Here is a 20,912-nt window from a genome sequence, read left to right as displayed (position 1 = left end):
AACGGCTTCACCGTAGGAACACCAGCCCCACCCCCATAAGCGGGGGAACCCTTGCGTCACGTGTTAACTGCGCATGTCACGCCCGCGGCGGGTGGCGAGAACGCGGGGAACGCGGACCCGCACCGCCTGACTGACCGTCACCGCGTGGGTGAGCGGCGGGGCCTGGTCGTCGTCGGCCAGGTCGACGGCCGCCGCGCCGGTCGCGAGGACGGCCACGGCCATCGCGTGCGCGAGCGCGGTACGGGAGCGCACCCCGAACTTGCGGTACACCCGCGACAGGGCCCCCTCCACCGTCTTGACGCTGATGAACAGCTCGGCGGCGACCTCCCGGTTGGTGGCCCCGCCGCCGACCAGCGCGGCGATCCTGGCTTCCGTGGGCGTGAGTTCGGGCCCGCCGGCCTCGCCCCCGCGCTCCACGGCGTCCAGCCGCGCCAGCTCGTCCCTGGCCCGGGACGCGAGCGGGGCGGCGCCGATCCGGGTGGCGGTCTCCAGGGCCTCACCGAGGACCGTGCGCGCCGTACTCCTGCGGCGCGAGCGGCGCTCGACCGCGCCGAGGGCGATCAGGGTGCGCACCAGCTCGACGGGCAGGGGGAGTTGACGCAGCCGGTCCGCGGCGGCACGCAGACGCGCGGCCCCTTCCTTCGCCCGGCCCAGCCCCGCCTCCCGAAGGCCCTCCGCCCGCTCCAGGGCGGCCGGCACGCTGTCCGGCGTGGCGGCGGACACCCGGGCGTAGGCCTCGCGGACCACCGCCCCCGCCTCGTCGTTCTCGCCCAGCACGACCAGCGCCTCGGCCAGGTCGGCGTACCAGTGCAGCAACGGAGGGTCGGCGGCGCTCATCGCCGTGCTGAGCTCCCTGACCCGCTGGAGCGCCTCGACGGCGGCCGCCGCGCCCAGCGGGTCGCCGCCGAGCAGTTCGGCCTGCCCCAGCACCGCCAGCGCACGCACCAGGAACAGCCGGTCGCCGTCGGCCTCCGAGGCGCGCACCGCCCGCCCGGCGAGCTCCCGGGCCTCGCGCACGCTGCCGCCCGCGGTCGCCGCGAGCGCCGCCGCGTACAGCGCCGGAGCGGCCTGTACGCCCGCCTCGGCCAGGGCCCGCGAGCAGCGGTCCGCGGTGTGCAGCGCCTCCCGGCAGTACCCCGCGCGCACCTGGGCCCGGGTGAGTGCCACCAGGGTGGCCAGGACGTCCTCGACGCCCGCGAACTCGCCGATGGCCGCGAGGAGTCGGGTCAGCTGTCCGTGGGCCTCGGTCACCCGGTCGGAGTCCAGGGCGAGGATCGCCCGCATCCGGATCAGCCGCCAGCTGTCCGGGCCGCCGTCGGTGCCGCCGCTCAGGGTCAGGGCGGCTTCGAGTGCGGCGTCCGCGGCGACCGGGTCACCGGCCAGGGAGCGCACCCGGGCGAGGGTCGCCAGTGCTCCGATGCGGGTGTCCGTGTCACCCGCCCGTGCCGCCTGCCGGGCATGCCGGTCCGCGGCCTCCAGCTCCCCGCACAACAGGCCTCGTACGGCGGCCCAGTGATGCAGACGGGCCTGCGACTCCGGGTCGCCCGCCGCGTCTTCGAGGCCCTCCTCGATCAAGTCGCCCGCGCCTTCCAGTGCTTGGCCCGCGTTGCGCAGCAGGATCAGCCGGGCCCGCACCCGCAGGCGCGCCGAGTCCGACTCGGCGAGAACGGTCCCGGCGGCCTCGCCCGCCTCCTCCAGCCGTCCGGCGTCACAGGCGTACTCGGCCGCGGCCAGCAGTCGTCCCGCGCGGTCGGCGGGGTGGTCGCCCGGCGTGCGGCGGGCGGCGAGCGAGGCCAGTTCGAAGGCGGTCCCTGGTGCGCCGCCCTGACGCGCGGTCCCGGCCGCGGACGTCAGGGTGCGGGCGGTGTCCTCGTCCTCGTACGGATGGGCGTGGGCGAGGTGCCGGGCCCGCTCCACGGGATCGGCGACGGCCCGCGCCAGCAGGGTGTGCGCCTGTCTGCGGGCGCTGTGCGGGGCGTCGGCGTAGAGGGCGGCCCGGATCAGCGGATGCCGGAAGCGTACGGTCCCGTCGGCGTCGGCCGTCGCGACGCCGAACCGTTCGGCGGCCGCGAGGTCGGCGACCGGGTCGGGGAGCCCGGTGGCCCGCAGCACGGTGAGGCCCGGGCGGTCGGCGGCGCTCGCGACGAGGAGGGTGAGGCGGGCGGGCTCCGGGAGGGTGCGGGCCCGGTGCAGGACGAGGTCGCGCAGTCTCGGTGGTACGTCGCCGCCGTCCAGGGCCGCGCGCCCCAACTCCTGGGCGTACAAAGGGTTTCCGGCGGCAATCTCCTGGACCGTCCGCAGCGCCGCCGGGGGCAGGTCGGTGCCGAGGTCGGTGCGCACGAGGCTCGCCACCTCGGCGTCCGTCAGGGGCGGCACGGCGAGTTCGAGGGTGCCCGGCGGGCAGCAGCGCAGTCCTTCGGGCTGCCCGCCGTCGGTCACGCGCTCGGCGGCCAGCACGCGGATGCCGGTTCCGTCGAGGCGGCGTACCGCGAAGGCGAGCACCTCGGCCGTCGGCTCGTCGAGCCACTGCACGCCGTCGACGACCAGCAGAACGGGGCCTGTCGACGCCAGGGCGCGCAGGGTGTCGAGGACGGCGACGCGCAGCGCGAGCCGGCTCCGGCCGTCCTCGGGGCCCGGGTGGTGCAGCAGGGCTGCGTCGAGTGCGGCGCGGGGCTCGGGTGCGAGGGGTTCCAGGCAGTGCCGCGGCACCCGCGTGAACAGGTCGACGAGTCCGGCGAACGGAAGCCGGGCGTCGTCCTCGGCCGGTGCGCAGTGCAGGACGGTGGCGGACACGGAGGCCGTCAGGGCCGTCAGGAGCGTGGATTTTCCGATCCCCGCGGGGCCGTGGAGGAGGACTCCGGGGCGGGCCGCCGACTCGGCCCTGACGAGGTCGAGAAGCTCGTGCCGCCCGGTCAGCGGGCGAGTTCCCATGGGGTCCCAGCAGGTCGGAGCATGTGCTCATGACAACCCTGGTGGATCACGGTTGTCAATGCCGTCCGTCACCCGTCAACGAAGCCGACATGTTCGCCGACGGCGGTGACCGCAGCGCCCTTCCCGCCCGAGGAAAGCCGCCACGGTCACCCGCCCGGTGTGCGAGGTCAGGCCGGTGTCTCGCTGACCGAAGGTGCCACCTGGCCGGCCTCCCGGGCCAGCTCCGCGAGCCGGACCAGATCGGCGTCCTCGACGGTGTACGGCGCATGCGGACCCAGCGACGCGGTGACCCGTCCGTCACCCGTGCCGTGCAGGGCTACGGCGGTCTCGGCGCTCTCCTCCAGGGCCGCGCGGCCCCGGCTGCTGAAGTAGGTCGGCGCGATGTCGGCCCGGATTCCGGTCCGTACGACGGCGTCGGCGATCCGCTCGGCGTGGAAGTAGTGGTCGGCGAACGTGGTCACCCCGCTGAGCAGCATCTCCGCACAGGCCGGCTCCGCGCCGAGGCCGATGTCGGCGGGGGTGAAGTTGACCTCCATGGGCCACACCCGCTCGTTGAACCAGGCCTCCACGCTCACGTCCTCGGCGGCGCCGCGCATCAGCGTCATCGGTCCGTGCGTGTGGGCGTTGACCAGCCCCGGTACGGCCAGCAGTCCCGTGTCGTCCACGGTCTCCGCCCCGGCCGCCTCCGGTCCGGAGCCCGCCGGGCCCAGCCAGGCGATCACCCCGTCCTCGACCAGGATGTCCCGGTCCGTCTCCACTCGGCAGGGGCCTGCTCGGGCACGACGAGCACCGAGCAGGACGTCCCGATCAGTCGGCGCGTCATGTGGATCCTTCGGTGCAGCCCGGGCTCATTCCACGTCAGCGACCACGGACCCGACCCGGTCGGCGAGAGTCGGGTCGCGGCGGACCAGGAGGGCCGCGTAGCCGACGGCGGCGAGCAGGGCGGCCAGCGCCGCGTAGGGGAACCAGTTGTACGGTCCCGGCTGGCCCGGCTTGGCGAGGTAGTACAGCGGGACCAGGATCGCCAGCGTGCCGAGCGCGGGCAGCACCAGGTGCCGTACCACCCGGAACTCCTGCGGCCGGTACCTGCGGTAGTACAGCGGCAGGGCGATGTTCGAGGCGAGGTAGACCAGCAGGATCAGGATGGTGCCGAGGGTCGAGGACTCGGTGAAGAAGACCACCGGGTCCATCGGGCCGCCGCCGGATCCCAGCAGATGGCCCACCCCCCAGCCGCCGATGATCACCAGGGCGGTGACGGCGAAGGTGACGATCGCGTTGTTCGGTGTACGGCGGGTGGGGTGCACGTAGCCGAAGAAGGACGGGAGCAGGCCCTCGCGTCCGGCGTTGAACACCAGGCGGGCCTGCGAGTTGATGCCGGCGATCAGCACACCGAGGGTGGAGGTCAGGCCGCCCAGATAGGTGAGGAACGCCAGCGCGCCGAGGGTGTGCTGGGCCACCTCGACGAAGGGGATCGGGGAGGCTCCGAGTCTGTTCACGTCGTAGCCGAAGCCGGTCACCGTGGCGTAGGCGAAGACGACGTAGCTCACCGTCATGATCGCGATGGAGGAGAACACGGCGCGGCCGACGTTGCGCCGCGGGTTCTCCGTCTCCTCGGCGAGCGCGGCCGAGTTCTCCCAGCCGACGAACAGGTACACCGCCAGCGGGAATCCGGCCGCCAGTCCCCTGAAGCCGTGGCTGATGTGGCTGGGCAGGAAGGGATCGAGGGAGAGGGAGCCGCGGTGTTCCACGAGCGCCGCGACCGAGACGACGGCCAGGACCAGCATCTCCACGCCGAAGAAGTAACCGGCCCACTTGGTGGAGACCACCACCCCGCGCAGCATCAGCCCCACGGCCAGCCCGGTGAGCAGCAGCGTCCAGATGATCCACGGCAGGTCCACGCCGGTGTAGTGGTACAGGGTGATCTGCACGAACCCGCCGGAGATGGCGATGACGGAGGCCATCGCGATGATGTAGCCCACCCCGGCCAGCAGTGCGGTGGTCACGGCGCTGACCGGTCCGAAGGTCTTGCCCACGAAGGTGGTGAAGCTGCCCGCCGAGGGGTGCGCCCGGGAGAACTCCGCCAGCGTGTTGCCGAGGAGCGCGACCGCGATGCCCGCGGCGACGATCGTCAGGGGTGACGCCACGCCCGCGGTGGTGGCCAGGAAGGCGAAACCGAAGAAGAAGCTCATGGCCGGGCCGACGTTGGCCATCGTGGCGGCGGCGATGTCCGCCATGCCGAGGACACCGCCACGCAGCCGCTGCGGCGCGCCGCCGACGGGGCCCGGCGGGGACAGCGGGCCTGCTCCGGGGTCGGGCATGGCGGCAACTCCTTGTGCGTGGGGAGTGGTCAGTGCTGGTCCTCGACGGACGGATCGGGCGTCAGCGGTGCCGGGAACGCTGGTGCGCCTTCACCGCCTGCACGGCCGGATCGGTCGCACCCCGGCCCAGTTCGGCGAGCAGTTCGGCGTGGCAGAGGTTCTGTGCCCGGAGGGCCGCGGGGTGCGGCACGGGCAGCAGCAGGCAGAGCCGGCCGAGCAGGTCGGCGGCGAACTCGCGCATTCCGGCGCCGCCGAGGGTCTCCGCGAGGTCCAGGTGGAAGCGGGCCTCCAACTCGGCCAGGTGCGCCGGGTCGTCGGTCCGGTCCGTCTCCTCGACCAGTGCCCGAAGCCCCTCAAGACGCCCGGCCGGGACCTCGCCCGAGCCGTGCGCCACCAGGCCGCATTCGAGCAGCAGATGGAAGGCGTCCAGTGAGGCCGCCTCCTCGGCGTCGTGCATCACGGCGACGACGGCGTCCCAGTCCTGCGCGACGAAGGTTCCGCCCGCCCGTCCGCGTCGGCGGTCGAGCAGGCCGTCCTGGCACATGCCTTCCAGCGCGCGACGGACGGTGATCTCGCTGATCCCCAGTTCCTCGGCGAGGACCCCGGCATCGGGGAGCCGGTCCCCGGGCCGCACGGAGCGCAGACGTACCCGCAGCGCGATCCTCGACCGGACGAGGTCGGATCCGTTCTGGCCCCCGCCGGGCAGGGCGCGGGCGTGTCCCACGCCGGTGACCGGCGTCGTCCGAGCCGGGCCCGGCTGGTTGTAAGGCCCGAACTTGCCCGCTGCATTCACCACGACGCCACCCTAACGGCCTGCTGAACGCGGCCGCGGCCCGCGACGGAAGCGGTCCGGCGCGTCGGCCCGGGGCCCGGCACGTGACGTCGGCCGGCCGCACCGGAGCCCGTGTCGCGGGGGTGGTCCCGGCCCGGCCGAGGTCCCGTGCCGGACCCCGGCCCGACCCGCCGGGACGCGGTCTCGCGCGGGCCCGGGGTGAGCGGCGGGGGTCGCCGGTGGTTCCCGCGACGGTGGCACGGTGTGGTGCACAGGGGCTCCCAGGGGGCGCGGACGTCGGAGGAGGTTCGTCCGAAGCAGCCCGCAGCAGCCGGGCCACGGCACGGCGCGGGGGTCGCGCCGGGAGTGGCGGGCCGCGATGCAGGAAAAATTAGAGCAAGGTGAACAGTTAAACAAGACCTCGCGGCGGCCGGTTCGCGAGCGGGGGACGGGTCCGGGTGGGCGACCGGGTGACCATGGTCCTGAGCAGGGGATTCACGTCTCGCCGGGCGCCTTCGAGGGGTACGTCGACGGGGGCGCGAGGGGTCGCCCGGGAGGCGCCGGTGAGCCGCGGGGCGGCGTGCGGAGGCCGTCGGTCCGTCGACGGCACCCTTGTTTTTTTTGATCGCCGTGAACTATTTTCCTGAGCGTCACCGGGCGACCGAAGCAGCAGACCCCGGTCGGCGGCCGTGATCCACCATGCCCTCCCCGCGACCGTGATCGCCACCCCCGACCCGGCCCCGCCCCCTGACCCGGCACCCGCAGGCCACGCCCGGCGGAATCCGTACGGCCACCTCCGTCCGGTCCCGCCGGAACCGTCCCCGTCCCCGCCAGTCCCCTGGATGTCGAGATGACCACACGTCCCCCTGCCCCCGCCCCCGGCAAGGTCACCACCGCCGAAGACCCCCCAGCGGAAGCCGGTCTCCAGGCCGGGCTGAAGAACCGTCACCTGTCGATGATCGCGATCGGCGGTGTGATCGGAGCGGGCCTGTTCGTCGGCTCCGGCTCGGGCATCGCCGCCGCGGGGCCCGGCATCCTCGTGTCGTACGCACTCGTGGGCGCCCTGGTCGTGCTCGTGATGCGCATGCTGGGTGAGATGGCCGCCGCGAACCCGACCTCCGGCTCCTTCTCCGCCTACGCCGACCGCGCGCTCGGCCGCTGGGCCGGGTTCTCCATCGGCTGGCTTTACTGGTTCTTCTGGGTCGTGGTGCTCGCCGTGGAGGCGACCGCCGGCGCGAAGATCCTGGAGAGCTGGATCCCCGGCGTACCGCAGTGGGCCTGGGCGCTGATCGTGATGATCGTGCTGACCGTCTCCAACCTCGCCTCGGTCTCCTCCTACGGCGAGTTCGAGTTCTGGTTCGCCGGGATCAAGGTCGTCGCGATCGCCGCGTTCATCGGCGTCGGCCTCCTGGCGGTCTTCGGGATCCTGCCGGGCACGCACAGCGACACCGCGGGGCTGTCCAACCTCACCGCGCACGGCGGCTTCCTGCCCAACGGACCCGGCAAGATTCTCACCGGTGTGCTGATGGTCGTCTTCTCCTTCATGGGCAGCGAGATCGTCACCCTGGCGGCGGGGGAGTCCGAGGACCCCCAGCGTGCCGTCACCAAGGCCACCAACAGCGTCATCTGGCGGATCGGTGTCTTCTACCTCGGCTCGATCTTCGTCGTGCTGACCCTGCTGCCCTGGAACTCCCCGGCCATCACCAAGGACGGCTCGTACGTCGCCGCCCTGGACTCCCTGGGCATCGCGCACGCCGGTCAGGTCATGAACTTCATCGTGCTCACCTCGGTGCTGTCCTGTCTGAACTCCGGCCTCTACACCGCCTCCCGCATGGCCTTCTCCCTCGGCCGCCGCGGTGACGCCCCCGCCGCCTTCGGCCGCACCAAGCGCCGGGGTGTGCCGCAGACCGCGATCCTCGCCTCGGTCGTCTTCGGCTTCGTCGCGGTGTTCTTCAACTACGCCTGGCCCGACACCGTCTTCCTGTTCCTGCTCAACTCCTCCGGTGCCATCGCCCTGTTCGTCTGGCTGGTCATCTGCTTCTCGCAGCTGCGCATGCGCCGGATCATCCAGGCCGAGTCGCCGGAGAAGCTCGTCGTCCGCATGTGGCTCTTCCCGTACCTGACCTGGGCCACCATCGCCCTGATCGTGTTCGTGCTCGGATACATGCTCACCGACACGGCCTCCGGCGGCGGCCGGGACCAGGTCGTCCTGTCCACCCTGGTGGCCGCGGGTGTGGTGGCCTTCGCCCTGCTCCGCAACCGACTGTCGACGAAGGCCCGGCAGAGCTGATCACCGCCTCGTAGAAGCCCGAGTCACTCTCCCGGGCGCCCCGATCCACCGCCGGTGACGCGACCCCCCCTCGCGTCACCGGCAGTCTCATGCGGCTTGCCCGCCCCACCGGCTGTACGCGAGGTGCTCGCCCTGCCGGCCCGCGACGCCGCCTCGCCGCCCGACTCCGGGCGGTCGGACGAAGGCGAGGGTCAACTCGGTTGTTCCCTCGGCGGGTTGACGGTGTCGAGGATCAACCGCACCTGGTCGGTGAGGCGTTCGGGCGTGAACCTGCCCGGGTCGGTGAGGGCGAGGCGGCCGAAGTGCTCCGCGCAGGCGACGAGCGCGTGGGCGAGGATCTGCGGGTCGAGCCGGGGTGCGCTCCGGCCGGCCGCGGCGAGGGAGATCCACTCCTCCACCCGCCGCCGGAACCGTTCCCGGTCCGCCTCGATGCGGTCGCGGACCACCGCGGGCATGGTGCCCGGGGTCAGCAGGATCAGCCGCCAGGTGTCCGGATCGTCGTGGAGCATCGCTGACATCCGGCGCACCGTCTCGGCGGCGAACCCGCCCGGGTCGCGCAGTTCCTCCGGGCCGGGAACCGTCGCCAGCAACCGCGTGAAGGCGCGCGCCTGTTGACGGTCGAGCAGGGCGAGCAGCAGGGCGCCGAGGTCGTCGAAGGCGCCGTAGACCACCGACCGGGCGACACCGGCCCGCTTCGCCACGGCGTCGATGGAGACCCGCTCGTAGCCCTCGCTCACGATCACGGCGAGAGCGGCGTCGAGGAGTTGCTCGCGGCGCTCGCCGATGGGTACGCGCGGCGCGTAGGGGCGCCGTCTGCGCGGCCGGTCTGCCGAATGCGTGGACGCTGACACCTTGGCAGTTTACGACACTCGTGTCTTAATTTACGACAGCAGTGTCGTAATCAAGGGGCGGCCCATGCCGCGCAGCACAGGGAGCGGCTGGATGACGAAGCTGAAGCGCAGCGAGGTCGAACCGCACGAGGACTACGGCTTCTTCGGCCCGGGCTCGGTGGTCTGGAAGGTCTGGAGCTGCCCCACCGCGCCGACCGTGGGTTTCCAGCGGGCCGTGGTGGTCGAGGAACTCGACCCGCCCCTGGTGGCCGCCGTCCACCGCACCCAGGGCATCTACCAGCGACCCCGCACCCGCTACGACCGGACCCTGCGCTACTTCGCGATGGTCGCCTTCGCCGGCTCACGGGAGGTGTGCAAGGCCGCGGACATCCTGGTCAAGGTGCACTCCAAGGCGATCGGCCACCTGCCTCACGGCGACGGCACCTACGACGCCAACGACCCGGCCTCGCAGCTGTGGATCCAGCTCACCGGCTGGCACTCCGTCCTCTACGCCTACGAGAAGTACGGCCCCGGCAAGCTCACCGCGGCGGAGGAGGCGGAGTACTGGGAGGCCTGCGCCGTCGCCGCGGAACTGCAGACCTGCTCACCCGACGACGTCCCCCGCACCCGTGACGGCGTCCGGGCCTACTTCGCACGCATGCGGCCGCGCCTGTCCGCAAGCCCCATCGCCCGGCAGGCCATGAACCACCTCCTCACCACCGAGCTGGTCCTGCCGCCCACCCCGCGCTGGGCGAAACCGCTGAGCACGGGCGTGGCGAGGGCGCAGCGGATCGCGACCATCGCCACCATGCCGCGCTGGATGCGCGAGATGGCCGGCATCCGGCAGTCACGCCTCCTCGACGTGCTCATCGTGCCCGTGATGAAGACGGCCTTCGCGCTCGTCCGGCTCGACCCCCGGGTCGAACTGCGCCTGCTGGAAAGGCTGTCGCCCTCCACGGTCTCGGTGATCGCCCCGGTCAAACTCGGCATCCCGCCCCGCAACGAGGAAGTGCTGACCCCCGCCGAGGCCCGCGCGAGGTACGGCTACGCCAAGCCCGCCGAAGCCCATCTGGAGTTCCGGGCCCGGCAGGCCGCACGCGTCTTCGGCGAGGGCGGGGCCCCCAGCGACCAGGGGCTCGTCGAGTCCCAGGAGATCCTGGGACCCCTCTCCTGACGCCGTCCGCCCGTCAGCGGCGGGCCGCACGGGTCGGCTTGCCCAGGACCCAGAACAGGACGCCGAGGAGCATGAACCCGATGAGCGGCAGCAACTCCGTCAGCAGGTACTTCCATCGTTCGGCGTGGCTCCAGCCGTCCGGGGCGTAGGCGGAGCTGAACCAGTGGGTGGGGGCGCCCGGCGCGACCAGTTGCACGCAGGCGTACAGGACGAACGCGGTGAGCACGATGCTGATGAGGAGAGGAAAGGGCGCCTTGTACGGACGCGGGACCCCCGGGGCTTTGCGGCGCAGTACCGCGAGGGCCGGGAAGATGCCCAGGTAACTGACCAGGGTGGTGGAGACTGCCAGCCCCAGGACCGCGCCGAAGAGTTTCGCCGCACTGCCATTGGTGAGTTCGTGGGCCAGGACCAGGACGGCCGTGGACACCAGACCGCTGAGGATGTTGACCCGGACCGGCGTTCCGAAACGGCTGGAAATCACCCCCAGGAACCGCGGGGCCGCGCCGTCGTAGCCGGAGACGGCGAGGGCGCGGTCGGAGCCCATCACCCAGGTCACGCCCGAGGACAGCAGGGTGAGGATGAACAGGACCGCGGCCAGGTCCCCGAGCACGCTGCCCACACCGCTGAGGGTGGCGGTGCCGTCGCCGGCGACATGGCCGCCGTACACCGTGAAGACCTGGCGGATCGCGTCGATGAAGCCGCCCAGGCCGGTGATGGCCTTGACGGGCAGGACCAGCAGGATGCCGAGGAGCGGCAGGGCGTAGAGCAGTACGGCGAGGCCGGCGCTGCGGAACACGGCGAACGGCACGTCCTTCTGCGCGTCGGTCATCTCGTCGCCCGCCGTGCTGGGCAGCTCGAAGCCGACGAAGTTGAACATCAGGACGGGCACCAGGACGACGAAGCCCGCGTACGTCGGGGAGAAGTCGCCGAGTCCGAATCCGTGCAGGCCGTGCTGGACGCCGTAGACCACGACGGTGACGGTGAACAGGCCGAGCAGCAGGAAGCGGCTCCACGCGCCGATGGTGGGGATCCACTTGCCGACGTCGAAGGAGAGGATCGCGGCGAGCACCCCGAGCCAGACGAAGACGAGGGTGAACACGTAGAAGGCGGGGGTGCTCAGGTCCTTGCCGTCGTTGAAGAAGGTCGTGAACGCCGTGACGGCGGAGACCGAGAGGGTGCCGCCGAGCCACACCGGATTGGTGATCCAGTACAGGAAGTTGTTGACGGCACCGGCCAGGCGGCCGAAGGCGCGGCTGGTCCAGATGTAGGGGCCGCCCTCGTCGGGGAAGGCGGCGCCGAGTTCGGCGGTCAGCAGGGCCGAGGGGACGAAGAACACCACGGCCAGCACGATCAGCCAGGTGAACGCCTCAGCGCCGGAGGCGGCCACCGTGCCGATGGTGTCCACGCCGACGATGGTGCACAGCAGGAAGAACAGGATGTCGAAGCGGCCGAAGTGCTTGCGCAGCTTCTGGCGTTCCGACTCGGCTGCCGTCGGCGCGCCGGCCGGTTCGGATATGAGGGGGCCAGCGGTCACCAGGGGCTCCAGCGGATGAGCGATACAGGCGGAATTCGGCCAATGATCGGTCTCATCGCACAAGCTCACAAGCGTTCATTAGGAAGACTTGACTATGAATGTCGGGGCGGGGTACGCCGCCTGCGCGACCGGATGGTGGTTCGGGAAAGGCTTGATCGGGCATTCCCGAGGGTAGTTGTCCTCCCCCGGGAGTAGCGGGAGAGGCCGCGGTCGTCCCGGGGAGGCAGGGCAGGTGCCTCCGTGGGCACGATGTGCGGGCGCGTCTCAAGGACGAGGCTGGTCCGTGTCGGGGAACAGCAATCCAGGCCCGCAGGAGGGCGCCATGAACCGCCAGATCCGTGTTCGTGTCAGCCGTCGGCCCTCGTCCTCCCGTGACACCCGTCAGCCGGAGATCGACCGCAGGACCCCGTCGGGACGGCTGCTGCCGTACTGATGCCGGTGCCGGTGCCAGTGTGCAAGGCGGCCGACGGCGAGGTCAGTTCAGGCAGCGGTCGATCGCCGTCCGCAGGGCCCGGCGCAGTTCGGGCGACGGGAGCGGGCCGCTGCCCTCGGCGCCGGCCGTGACCACCGCGGCGACCTCGCGCAGCTTGGTGTTGGAGAGCTGGGAGGCCTCCCGCAGGATGTCCCACGCCTGGTCCGAGGAGCAGGCGTGGGTGGCCATCAGAACCCCGCGCGCCTGGTCGATGACCGGGCGGCCGGCGATCGCCCGCCGGAGCTGCTCGACCTCGGTGCGCAGCAGGTCCAACTGCTGAGTGCGCTCCGCGACCACCACCGACGGCACGGGCTCCCGCTGTGTCCCGGGGCCGTGCAGCGGATCCTCGGGATCCAGGCCGGCCATCTCCAGGGCGCTGCGCGGCTGGCCGCTCCAGCCGGTCGCCGCCACCGGCACGCCGCGACGGCGGCCGTAGGTGTCGAGCACTTCCAGGAACGGGATTCCCCCCGTGTCCATGAAGAAGACGCCGCCCATGTCCAGGTCGACCCGGCGGATGCCGTCCGGAAGCTCGTTCAGGGCTGCGGCCAGGGTGTCCGCGCAGCCGTGGACCAGCTCACCGCGTACGACGAGCACGGCCCGGTCCCCGTCCGGGCGGCTCTCGACGGTCAGGGTGTTCCGTCGCCCTGCGAGCGACGTGTGTGCCGCTGAGCTCATGTCCGCCTCGCTGCTCCCCACAGTCGTCACGAGGTTGAGTCACCGAATACCGCCGCAACCCGGCCCCGGCCGTGGGTGTGGCCGCGCGGGATCCGCCGGTTCAGGGGTCCGCCTGCCCGGAGTCCTGAGGACTACACCCCGCACAGCGGGGCATGGCGGACATCTGCCGTGGGTAGGCGCGGTCTTGTCCAGGCATACGCGCAGAGACGTTTCCGGAGGGGAGACGTATCGGAGGAGAGGCAGTCCGGCCTGCAGTGAGGAGTCGGCGTGGACATCCGGCACAAAGCTCCACAACACCGTCTTCCGGTGAGCGGGAGCGCGGTGACGTCCCTGTGAACGCGGTGACCGAAGCCGCGGATCCGTTCGTGCATCCGGCGCTCTTCTACCGTGACGAGCGCGAGTACGTCGCGGGTGTGGTGCCGTTCGTGCGCAAGGCGCTCGCCGCCGGGGAACCGGTGGCCGTGGCCGTGCCCACCGAGAACCTCCGGCTGCTGGAGGAGGAGATCGGCGCCGACGCCCCCGTGCGGTTCCTCGACATGCGGGAGGCCGGGCGCAACCCGGGCCGGATCATCCCCAACGTGCTGCGCTCCTTCGCCGACGCCCAGCCGCCCGGCACCCGGGTGTCGATCGTCGGTGAACCGATCTGGGCGGGACGCACGGCCACCGAATACCCCGCCTGTGTCCAGCACGAGGCCCTGATCAACGCCGCCTTCCGGGGCCGTGACGTCACCATCCTGTGCCCGTACGACACCCGGCGGCTCGATCCGCAGGTCGTCGCCGACGCCCACGCCACCCACCCCGTGGTCGTCGACGCGGACTCCGGGCGGGAGCGGCCGAGCGCACGGTACGACTTCGAGGCCGTGCACTCCCGCTACAACGAACCGCTGCCGCTGCCGCCGGCGCCGGACGTGCCGGCCCACGCCTTCGTCGCCGACGTGCTCGGCGAGGTCCGGCACCTCGCCACCGAGGCGGGCGCCCGGTTCGGGCTGGTGCGGCCCCGGCTCGACGACCTGGCGCTGGCCGCCGCGGAGCTGACCACCAACAGCGTGCTGCACGGCGGGGGCGCGGGCGCGCTGCGGGTGTGGGCCGAGGACGGGTACGTGGTGTGCGAGGTCCGCGACGAGGGCCGGCTCACCGACCTGCTGGCCGGGCGTCGGCCGGCCTCCCGGGAACAGCGCGGCGGCCGCGGGCTGCTCATCGTCAACCTCGTCGCCGACCTCGTCCGCGTCCACGCCGGACCCGACGGCACCACCGTCCGCTGCTGGTTCGCCTGTTGACGGGGGCCCGGCAGGTTGAGACGCACGCATTCGGCAGAGCCGCACACCCGACGGCCGCTGCGGGCCGTGAATGCCCCAGTCCCGGCCCCGGCCTCGCCCGGCGTGCGCGCCGACGATACCCACGCGGCCGGCTTCCCCGGGGACTGCTCCGAACAGCCGCGAAAAGTACCAGTCGGTTGGTTTTTGCGGGAGCGGGGAAGGCAGACTGATCATGAGAGTCGTCGCGACACAGGCAGGGGTTGGGCGCATGGTCAGGCAGGAACGCGCGGAGACCACCCGGTCGGCCATTCTCGACGGGGCGGCCCGCGCATTCGACGCCGAGGGCTACCACGGGACGTCACTCGGCGACATCGTCAAGGAGGCCGGGGTGACCAAGGGCGCGCTCTACTTCCACTTCGGCTCGAAGGAGGAGCTCGCCCAGGCCCTCATCGCCGAGCAGTTCGCCGCCCTGGAGCCGGTCGCGGAGGCCGGCAAGCCCGGCGTGCAGACCGTCATCGACACCGTGCACTCCATGGCGCGGCGGCTGGTGGCGGACGTCCGGGTGCGGGCCGGCATCCGTCTGGTCGTCGACCGGAGCTCCCGGACGGGCATTGTCCACGAGCCCTACACCCGGTGGATCGAACTCTTCCGGGATTGCCTGGTCCAGGCGCAGCGCCGCGGGGACGTGAAGGCGGACCTGGACCCGGGCCGGGTGGCCCGGCTCATCGTCGGCTCCTGGACCGGGCTGCAGCTCAGCTCCCAGGTCCTCAGCGGCCGGGCCGACCTGTCCGAGGAGACCACCCTGATGTGGGAGATGCTGCTGCCGAGCATCGTGCCGCCGCGGAGACTGGAGCGGTTCCGCCCCGAGGGCAGTGCGCTGGAGATGGCCTGAGGCTCCGTCACAGGGGCGACTGCCACATGACGGTCGTACCGGAGCCGCGCGGGGTCACGGCCGTTCCGGAGCGGGGTACGGGGCCGTCGTCGTGCACGGTCAGCCGTACACCGGCGCGTCCGTCGGGCAGTCTCACCGTCGCGTCGACGGTGACCTCGACACGGGAGACGCCGGGGCGGCGGGCGGCTTCCGCGAGGGCCCGGCGCAGGACGGCGAGGAGGCGGGCCGCGACCTGCTCGGGGACGAGGGCCTCGACGGCACCGGTGAAGACGGCGGACGGCGTGAACCCGAGCAGTGCGGCCGCTCCCGCGGCCTCCCTGAGCACCTTGCCGCGGAAGCCGGTCGGGGCGTCGGCGGGCGGCTGCTGGAGCGTGAAGATCGCCGTGCGGACCTCCTGGATCGTCGACTGGAGCTCGTCCACCGCGGACCCGAGGCTGTCCTGGACATCGGCGGCCGGACAGCGGCGCTGGGCCGACTCCAGCATCATCCCGGTGGCGAACAGCCGTTGGACGACCAGGTCGTGCAGATCGCGGGCGATGCGGTCGCGGTCCTCGTACACCGCGAGCCGTTCGCGCTGGTGCCGGGCGTCGGCGAGGACGAGGGCGAGGGCGGCCTGGGAGGCGAACTGCACCGCCAGCAGCCGCTCGACGGGCGTGTACGGCCGGTCGCCGCGCCGCCGGGGGAGCGCGAGCGTGCCGATCAGCGTGCCGTCGGCCTGCAACGGCAGCATCATGCTGGGCCCGAACCGGTGCCGTACATGCGTGGTCATGCGGGGGTCGGTCGCCGAGTCCGCGATGAACACCGGTTCCCCGCCGAGGAGTTGCTCCAGTACCGCGCTGCCCGGCTCGATGGTCGTGCCGACGACGTCGCCGGAATCGTCGTACGTCGACGCCGTCACGATCTCCATGCCGCCCTCGGGGGTGCGCTGGAGGATGACGCCCGCGGCGGCGTCGGCGAGGATGCGGGCCTGCTCGGCGACCGTCATGAGGGCGTCGGCGGCGCTCTCCCCGGTGAGCAGCGCGGTGGTGACGGCCGCCGCGCCCTCGATCCAGCGCTCGCGCCGGCAGGCGGCCTCGTAGAGCCGGGCGTTGCCGATCGCGATGCCGGCCCGGTCCGCCAGGATCTGCAGGAGCTGTTCGTGCTCCGCCGTGAAGGCGCCCTCGCCGCCGAGGTGCAGGGTGCCGAAGACGCCGTCGTGCACCCGGATCGGCACGCTGATCCCGGCCGCCGGCGGTGGCACGGGCCCCGGCGTGCGGATCGCGCTGAGCCCGTCCAGCCCGGGATCCGTCGTGTCCAGTGCCGCGCACCTGGCGCCGGTCAGCTCGGCGGCGCTGTCCACGATGTGCTGGAGCGTGGTGCGCAGGTCGAGGTCGGTACCGACACCGAGGACGGCTTCGAGGAGGGGCGGCAGGGGAGGTTCGGGCATTCGCTACGGCGTCTCAGGTGGCCAGCGGGTCGAGCGAAAGCGGCTCGATCCGGCCCTCCAGCATGTACCCCAGTCCCTGTACGGCGCAGACGTCGGGCCGCTCGGCGATGTGCACCGGCATCCCGGTGGCGTGCCGCAGCATCTGGTCGAGCCCGGGGAGCAGCGCGGAACCGCCGACCATCATGATCCCGCGGTCGGCGAGGTCGGCCACCAGGTCGGGCGGGCAGTTGCGCAGCACCCGGCCGATGCCGTCCAGGACGGCGGTCAGCGGGGTCTCGATCGCGTCCCGTACGGCCGCGGTGTCGACCTGCACGGAACGGGCCAGGCCGGTGGCCACGTCCCTGCCGTGGATCTCGGTGGAGGCCGGGCCCTGCGAGGTGAGGCCGTTGCCGGACAGGGCGAGCTGCAGCGGTCGTACGGACTGGCTGGGCAGCATCAGCTCGTGCTCGTGGCGCAGGTGCTGGACGATCGCGTGATCGACGGCCTCACCGCCGACGGGGATGCGCTCCGCGGTCACGATCGACCCGAGGGAGAGCACGGCGACCTGGGTGGCTGCGGCCCCGCACACCATGATCATGGTCGCCTCGGGGCGCTCCACCGGCAGCCCGCAGCCGACGGCGGCGGCGATGAGGGTGTCCACGAGCTCCACGCGCCGCGCCCCGAGCCCGACGAGGGTCTCGATCGCCGCGCGCTGGGCCAGCGGGTCGGCGTCGTGCGGGGTGCAGGCGGCGGCCCGGAGACGGGGCTTGCGGCGCAGGGCGCGACGGACCTTGTCACCTAGCAGGTGGCGCAGCATGCGCTGGGCCATCTCGATGTCGACGACGGTCCCGCCGGAGACGGGCCGTACGACGCGGATGTAGTCGGGGGTGCGGCCCGTCATCTTCTCGGCGAACTCGCCGACCGCGATCAGCGCGCCGGTACGGGTGTTCACGGCGGCGGCCGACGGCTGGTCGACGACGAGCCCGGCCCCCTTCACGTACACCCGGGTCCTCGCCGCGCCGAGGTCGACGGCGAAATGGCAGCGGCGCAGCTGCTCCAGACTGGCGGTCATGGCAGGTCCTCCCGAGAGCACAGACCGTGGGCCGCGCCGGGTGGCGGGGCTTAGTGGCATCGTGCGGGGGCGGGGGAGGGGGCGCCTTTTCTGGGGGGCCGGGTGGGGTGCCGCTGAATGGGGGTTTTTGTCCTTTATGTCGGAAATAAGGCTGACGTAAAGGTCGTGATGAAGGGTCAGCCGCCCGACTCCGACGGCTCGCTCCCTCCGCGGATCACCCCCAGCTCCGCCAGATCCTGCGGCCGGACCCGGAGTTGGTCCGCCGTCGCCTCCGTCTCCTCCGGCGGCCGCTTCAGGATCGCGGCGGCGAGCTCCGGGGCGATGACGGAGAAGTAGCTGTCCGGCGCGGCGTACGTGTTCCCGGGCGCGGCCAGGGCGAGCGCGCCCCCGGAGCCGCCCTCGCCGATGAGGAGGGTGGTGATCGGGGTGCGGGCGGCGGCCACCGTGGTGAACAGGTCGGCGATCGCGGCGCCCGCGCCCTGCCGTTCGGCCTCGGCGTCGTTCGCGGCACCCGGGGTGTCCACCAGGGTGAGCACGGGGATGCCGAGACGGTCCGCGAGACGGATCAGGCGGGTGGCCGTGCGGTAACCGGCCGGCCGGGTCGCCGTGCCGGCCTGCGCCGCGTACGCCACCGTGCGGCCCTCGTGCTCGCCGAAACCGCACAGCATGCCCGCATCGGTGCCACCGCAGCGGTCGCCGGACAGGGCTGTGCGGCGGGTGAAATAGGCGTCCAGATACACCGTCGCGCGCGGACGCTCGGCGGAACGCGCCCGCCGCACCGCCGCCCAGCCGGTGGCCGGGAGACCGGTGGCGCCGAGCGGCGGGGGCACGGGGGCGGGCTCGGACGACGAGGACGTCAGCAGCCGCAGCCACACCCCCAGCGTCCCCCGCAGCTCCTCCAGCCGGACGACCGCGTCCGCCGCCCCCGCCGCCACCTGCGCCTCCGCCGTGTACGCCGCCGGGTCCGCGTCCGCGGGGCGGACCCGGGAACCGGCGAAACCGACCTGCGCGCCGGGCAGCGCCAGGATCACGTCGGCGCCCGCACCCAGGGTGGCCCAGCCGCCGCCCGTGGTGGGATCGCGCAGCACCGCTACCTGAGGCAGCCCGGCCTCCCGGGTGAGCGCCGACTGGCGTGCCACGCGCTGGAGTTGGGTCAGGGCGAGCATGCCCTCCTGCATACGGCTGCCGCCCGTGGCCACCAACGGGACGACGGGGAGGCGGTGTTCACGGGCGTAGGTGTACGCCGCCTCCAGGCGATCCCCGGTGCGTTCGCCCAGCGAGCCGCCCAGGAAGCCGAACTCGAAGGCGATCAGGACGGCTTGGGTGCCCTCGACGTGCGCGGTACCGCACACGGCCGACTCCTCCTCGCCGGTCCGCTCGGCGGCGCGGGCCCGCGAGGCGTCGTACCCCTGCCAGGCGAGGGGCCCATCGGGCTTCGACTGCCGTACGGGGTACGGGATTTCGGAGAAGTCGTCGGCGACCAGGGCGATCACCTCGCGGGCGGACAGACGCTCAGGCATGCAGCGCCCGCTTCATGATCTTCCCCATGTCGTTGCGGGGGAGGGCGGCCAGGAGGTGGAGGACCCGGGGGCGCTTGTGCGGGGCGAGACGGCTCGCCACATGGTCCGCCAACTCCCGCAGGGACGGCGGCGACCGGTGCTCCGCCGGGACGATCCACGCCACGATCCGCTCACCCAGGTCCGGATCCGGCTCCCCCGTAACGGCCGCATCCCGCACCCCCGGGTGCTCAAGGAGCGCGTTCTCGATCTCGCCCGCCCCGATCTTGTACCCCCCGCTCTTGATCAGGTCGGTGGCCTTCCGGCCGACGATCCGCACGTACCCGTCCGGATCCCGCACGGCCATGTCGCCCGTACGGAACCAGCCGTCCGCCGTGAACGCCCCCGCCGTCGCGTCCGGCCGGTTGAGGTACTCGGTGAACAGGTTCGCGCCGCGCACCTGGATCTCGCCCACCGTCTCGCCGTCGTACGACGTGATCGGCGCCCCGTCCTCCTCCACCAGCCGCAACTCCACCCCCGGCAGCGGCACGCCAACGGTCCCGGCACGCGGCTCACCGTCCGCGCGCACACTCGTGTTCATGAGGGTTTCCGTCATGCCGTACCGCTCCAGGACCCGGCGGCCGGTCGCGGCCGCGATGCGCTCGTGGTCGTGCACGGGGAGTGCCGCCGAACCGGAGACCAGCAGCCGGGCCCCGCTCAGCGCCTTCACCAACTCCGGTTCCTCCGCGAGGGTTTCGGCGATGCGGTGGTACATCGTCGGCACGCCGAAGAGCATGGTCGCGCCGTCGTTCAGCTCCCGGGCCACACCCTGTGTGCTGAACCGGCCGAGGTGGCGGACCGAGCCGCCGCGGCGGAGCGGGCCGAGGATGCCGAGGACCAGGCCGTGCACATGGAACAGCGGGAGCCCGTGCACCAGGACGTCCCCCGACGTCCACTGCCAGGCGTCGGCGAGCACGTCCAGCGTCGCGGCGACGGCCCTGCGGGGAAGTACGGCGCCCTTCGGGGGGCCGGTGGTACCGGAGGTGTAGACGACCAGGGCGGGGTCGGCGTCCTGCACCCGGGGTTCGGGCGCAGGGCCGCCGGTGGCGTGCACGTCGATGTCGACGCGCTCCAAGTCGCCTACGGCTGCGGGCAGTTCCGCACCCGGCGCGGCGAGCAGCAGGCCCGGCGCGCTGTCGCCCAGGATGTGCCCGAGTTCCTTCTCCCCGGACTTCGGGTTGAGCGGCACCGCGGCGACACCGGCCTCCAGCGCCGCCACCACGGCGACCGCGGTCTCCAGTTCCGCGGTCGCCCAGACGGCCACCCGGTCGTACCGCGCGAGACGGACGGCCAGTGCGCCGCTCGCGTCGGCGAGTTCCGCGTAGGTGAGTGAGCGGTCGCCGAACCGCAGGGCGGTCCGGTCCGCGCCGGTGCCCCTGAGGGCCGGGAAGAGAGAGGTCACGCTTCACAACTCCTAACCTGTTGTCGCCTGGCGCTCCTACCCGAAGCCAGGCACGACCAACACCAGCCACACCACCGCGGGCACCACCGCCACCACGATGCCTCCGCAGGTCATCAACTGCCGGAAGAAACGCTCGCGGTCCACGTCCGGCGCGGCGGCCGGCACCAGCGCCCCGTTCGTCGAGACCGGGCTCACGTCCACCGCCGTCGCCGCCACCATCCCGACCGCCCCGATCTCCGGGCCAGGCCGCCTCGGCGATGCGCCGTCATGTCCGCACGGTCGCGAAGGTCCGGCTGCTCGACTGGGAACCGGAGGACGAAGGATGACGGCAGC

Annotated in this window: 15 protein-coding genes and 2 pseudogenes; 5 read left to right on the top strand and 12 right to left on the bottom strand. The window is 72.7% G+C overall.

All coding sequences use genetic code 11. From position 1 onward, the window contains the following. Positions 1-63: 63 nt before the first annotated feature. The 4 genes from ACZ48Z_RS08900 to ACZ48Z_RS08885 form a co-directional block, all read right to left on the bottom strand. Complete coding sequence (locus ACZ48Z_RS08900) at positions 64-2,931, bottom strand: AAA family ATPase (protein ID WP_468735109.1); 2,868 nt, start codon at positions 2,929-2,931, stop codon at positions 64-66. A 167-nt stretch (positions 2,932-3,098) separates the two neighbouring features. Continuing rightward, on the bottom strand, positions 3,099-3,689 hold the full coding sequence (locus ACZ48Z_RS08895) for an amidohydrolase family protein (RefSeq protein WP_468735108.1): 591 nt from the start codon (positions 3,687-3,689) through the stop codon (positions 3,099-3,101). A 90-nt stretch (positions 3,690-3,779) separates the two neighbouring features. Beyond that, the gene (locus ACZ48Z_RS08890) at positions 3,780-5,249 is read right to left on the bottom strand and encodes an APC family permease (RefSeq protein WP_468735107.1); all 1,470 of its coding nucleotides are present in this window, start codon (positions 5,247-5,249) and stop codon (positions 3,780-3,782) included. A gap of 61 nt (positions 5,250-5,310) precedes the next feature. After that, positions 5,311-6,045 (bottom strand): FadR/GntR family transcriptional regulator, encoded by a 735-nt coding sequence (locus ACZ48Z_RS08885; RefSeq protein WP_468735106.1) that lies wholly within the window; start codon positions 6,043-6,045, stop codon positions 5,311-5,313. A gap of 826 nt (positions 6,046-6,871) precedes the next feature. On the opposite strand from ACZ48Z_RS08885, the gene ACZ48Z_RS08880 reads away from it, so the two are divergent. Continuing rightward, positions 6,872-8,311 (top strand): amino acid permease, encoded by a 1,440-nt coding sequence (locus ACZ48Z_RS08880; protein WP_468735105.1) that lies wholly within the window; start codon positions 6,872-6,874, stop codon positions 8,309-8,311. Between the two features lie 191 nt (positions 8,312-8,502). On the opposite strand, the gene ACZ48Z_RS08875 is transcribed toward ACZ48Z_RS08880, so the two are convergent. Next, complete coding sequence (locus tag ACZ48Z_RS08875) at positions 8,503-9,162, bottom strand: TetR/AcrR family transcriptional regulator (protein ID WP_468735104.1); 660 nt, start codon at positions 9,160-9,162, stop codon at positions 8,503-8,505. Between the two features lie 91 nt (positions 9,163-9,253). Between ACZ48Z_RS08875 and ACZ48Z_RS08870 the strand changes: the two genes are divergently transcribed. Beyond that, the gene (locus tag ACZ48Z_RS08870) at positions 9,254-10,315 is read left to right on the top strand and encodes an oxygenase MpaB family protein (RefSeq protein WP_468735103.1); all 1,062 of its coding nucleotides are present in this window, start codon (positions 9,254-9,256) and stop codon (positions 10,313-10,315) included. 13 nt (positions 10,316-10,328) lie between these two features. Here ACZ48Z_RS08870 and ACZ48Z_RS08865 read toward each other — a convergent pair whose 3' ends face one another. Both ACZ48Z_RS08865 and ACZ48Z_RS08860 read right to left on the bottom strand, forming a co-directional pair. After that, a complete protein-coding gene (locus ACZ48Z_RS08865; protein ID WP_468735102.1) occupies positions 10,329-11,849 on the bottom strand; it encodes an APC family permease in 1,521 nt (506 codons plus the stop codon). A gap of 475 nt (positions 11,850-12,324) precedes the next feature. Then, a complete protein-coding gene (locus ACZ48Z_RS08860) occupies positions 12,325-12,996 on the bottom strand; it encodes an ANTAR domain-containing response regulator (protein ID WP_468735101.1) in 672 nt (223 codons plus the stop codon). A 341-nt stretch (positions 12,997-13,337) separates the two neighbouring features. Between ACZ48Z_RS08860 and ACZ48Z_RS08855 the strand changes: the two genes are divergently transcribed. Together ACZ48Z_RS08855 and ACZ48Z_RS08850 are read left to right on the top strand one after the other, a co-directional pair. Beyond that, on the top strand, positions 13,338-14,273 hold the full coding sequence (locus tag ACZ48Z_RS08855) for an anti-sigma factor RsbA family regulatory protein (RefSeq protein ID WP_468735100.1): 936 nt from the start codon (positions 13,338-13,340) through the stop codon (positions 14,271-14,273). A 247-nt stretch (positions 14,274-14,520) separates the two neighbouring features. Next, positions 14,521-15,144 (top strand): ScbR family autoregulator-binding transcription factor, encoded by a 624-nt coding sequence (locus ACZ48Z_RS08850; protein ID WP_468735099.1) that lies wholly within the window; start codon positions 14,521-14,523, stop codon positions 15,142-15,144. A gap of 7 nt (positions 15,145-15,151) precedes the next feature. Here the strand turns inward: ACZ48Z_RS08850 and ACZ48Z_RS08845 are convergent, their stop codons facing one another. The 5 genes and pseudogenes from ACZ48Z_RS08845 to ACZ48Z_RS08825 form a co-directional block, all read right to left on the bottom strand. After that, positions 15,152-16,570, bottom strand: coding sequence for a sensor histidine kinase (locus ACZ48Z_RS08845; protein WP_468735098.1), 1,419 nt, complete (start codon positions 16,568-16,570; stop codon positions 15,152-15,154). 13 nt (positions 16,571-16,583) lie between these two features. Then, positions 16,584-17,621, bottom strand: a complete 1,038-nt coding sequence (locus tag ACZ48Z_RS08840; protein WP_328747044.1) for a rod shape-determining protein — start codon at positions 17,619-17,621, stop codon at positions 16,584-16,586. 176 nt (positions 17,622-17,797) lie between these two features. Next, a complete protein-coding gene (locus ACZ48Z_RS08835) occupies positions 17,798-19,141 on the bottom strand; it encodes a carboxyl transferase domain-containing protein (protein WP_468735097.1) in 1,344 nt (447 codons plus the stop codon). Then, positions 19,134-20,579, bottom strand: a complete 1,446-nt coding sequence (locus ACZ48Z_RS08830; protein ID WP_468735096.1) for an acyl-CoA synthetase — start codon at positions 20,577-20,579, stop codon at positions 19,134-19,136. Before ACZ48Z_RS08830 ends, ACZ48Z_RS08835 begins: the two co-directional genes overlap by 8 nt. A gap of 36 nt (positions 20,580-20,615) precedes the next feature. Further along, a pseudogene (locus tag ACZ48Z_RS08825) lies at positions 20,616-20,816 on the bottom strand (SLC13 family permease); the annotation flags it as partial. Here ACZ48Z_RS08825 and ACZ48Z_RS08820 point away from each other — a divergent pair. After that, positions 20,810-20,905 (top strand): annotated as a pseudogene (locus tag ACZ48Z_RS08820) (GntR family transcriptional regulator); the annotation flags it as partial. The pseudogenes ACZ48Z_RS08825 and ACZ48Z_RS08820 sit on opposite strands and share 7 nt — an antisense overlap. Positions 20,906-20,912 lie beyond the last annotated feature (7 nt).

This window comes from Streptomyces sp. NPDC031225 (assembly GCF_055570355.1).
This window is presented reverse-complemented; position numbering and strand designations above follow the sequence as displayed.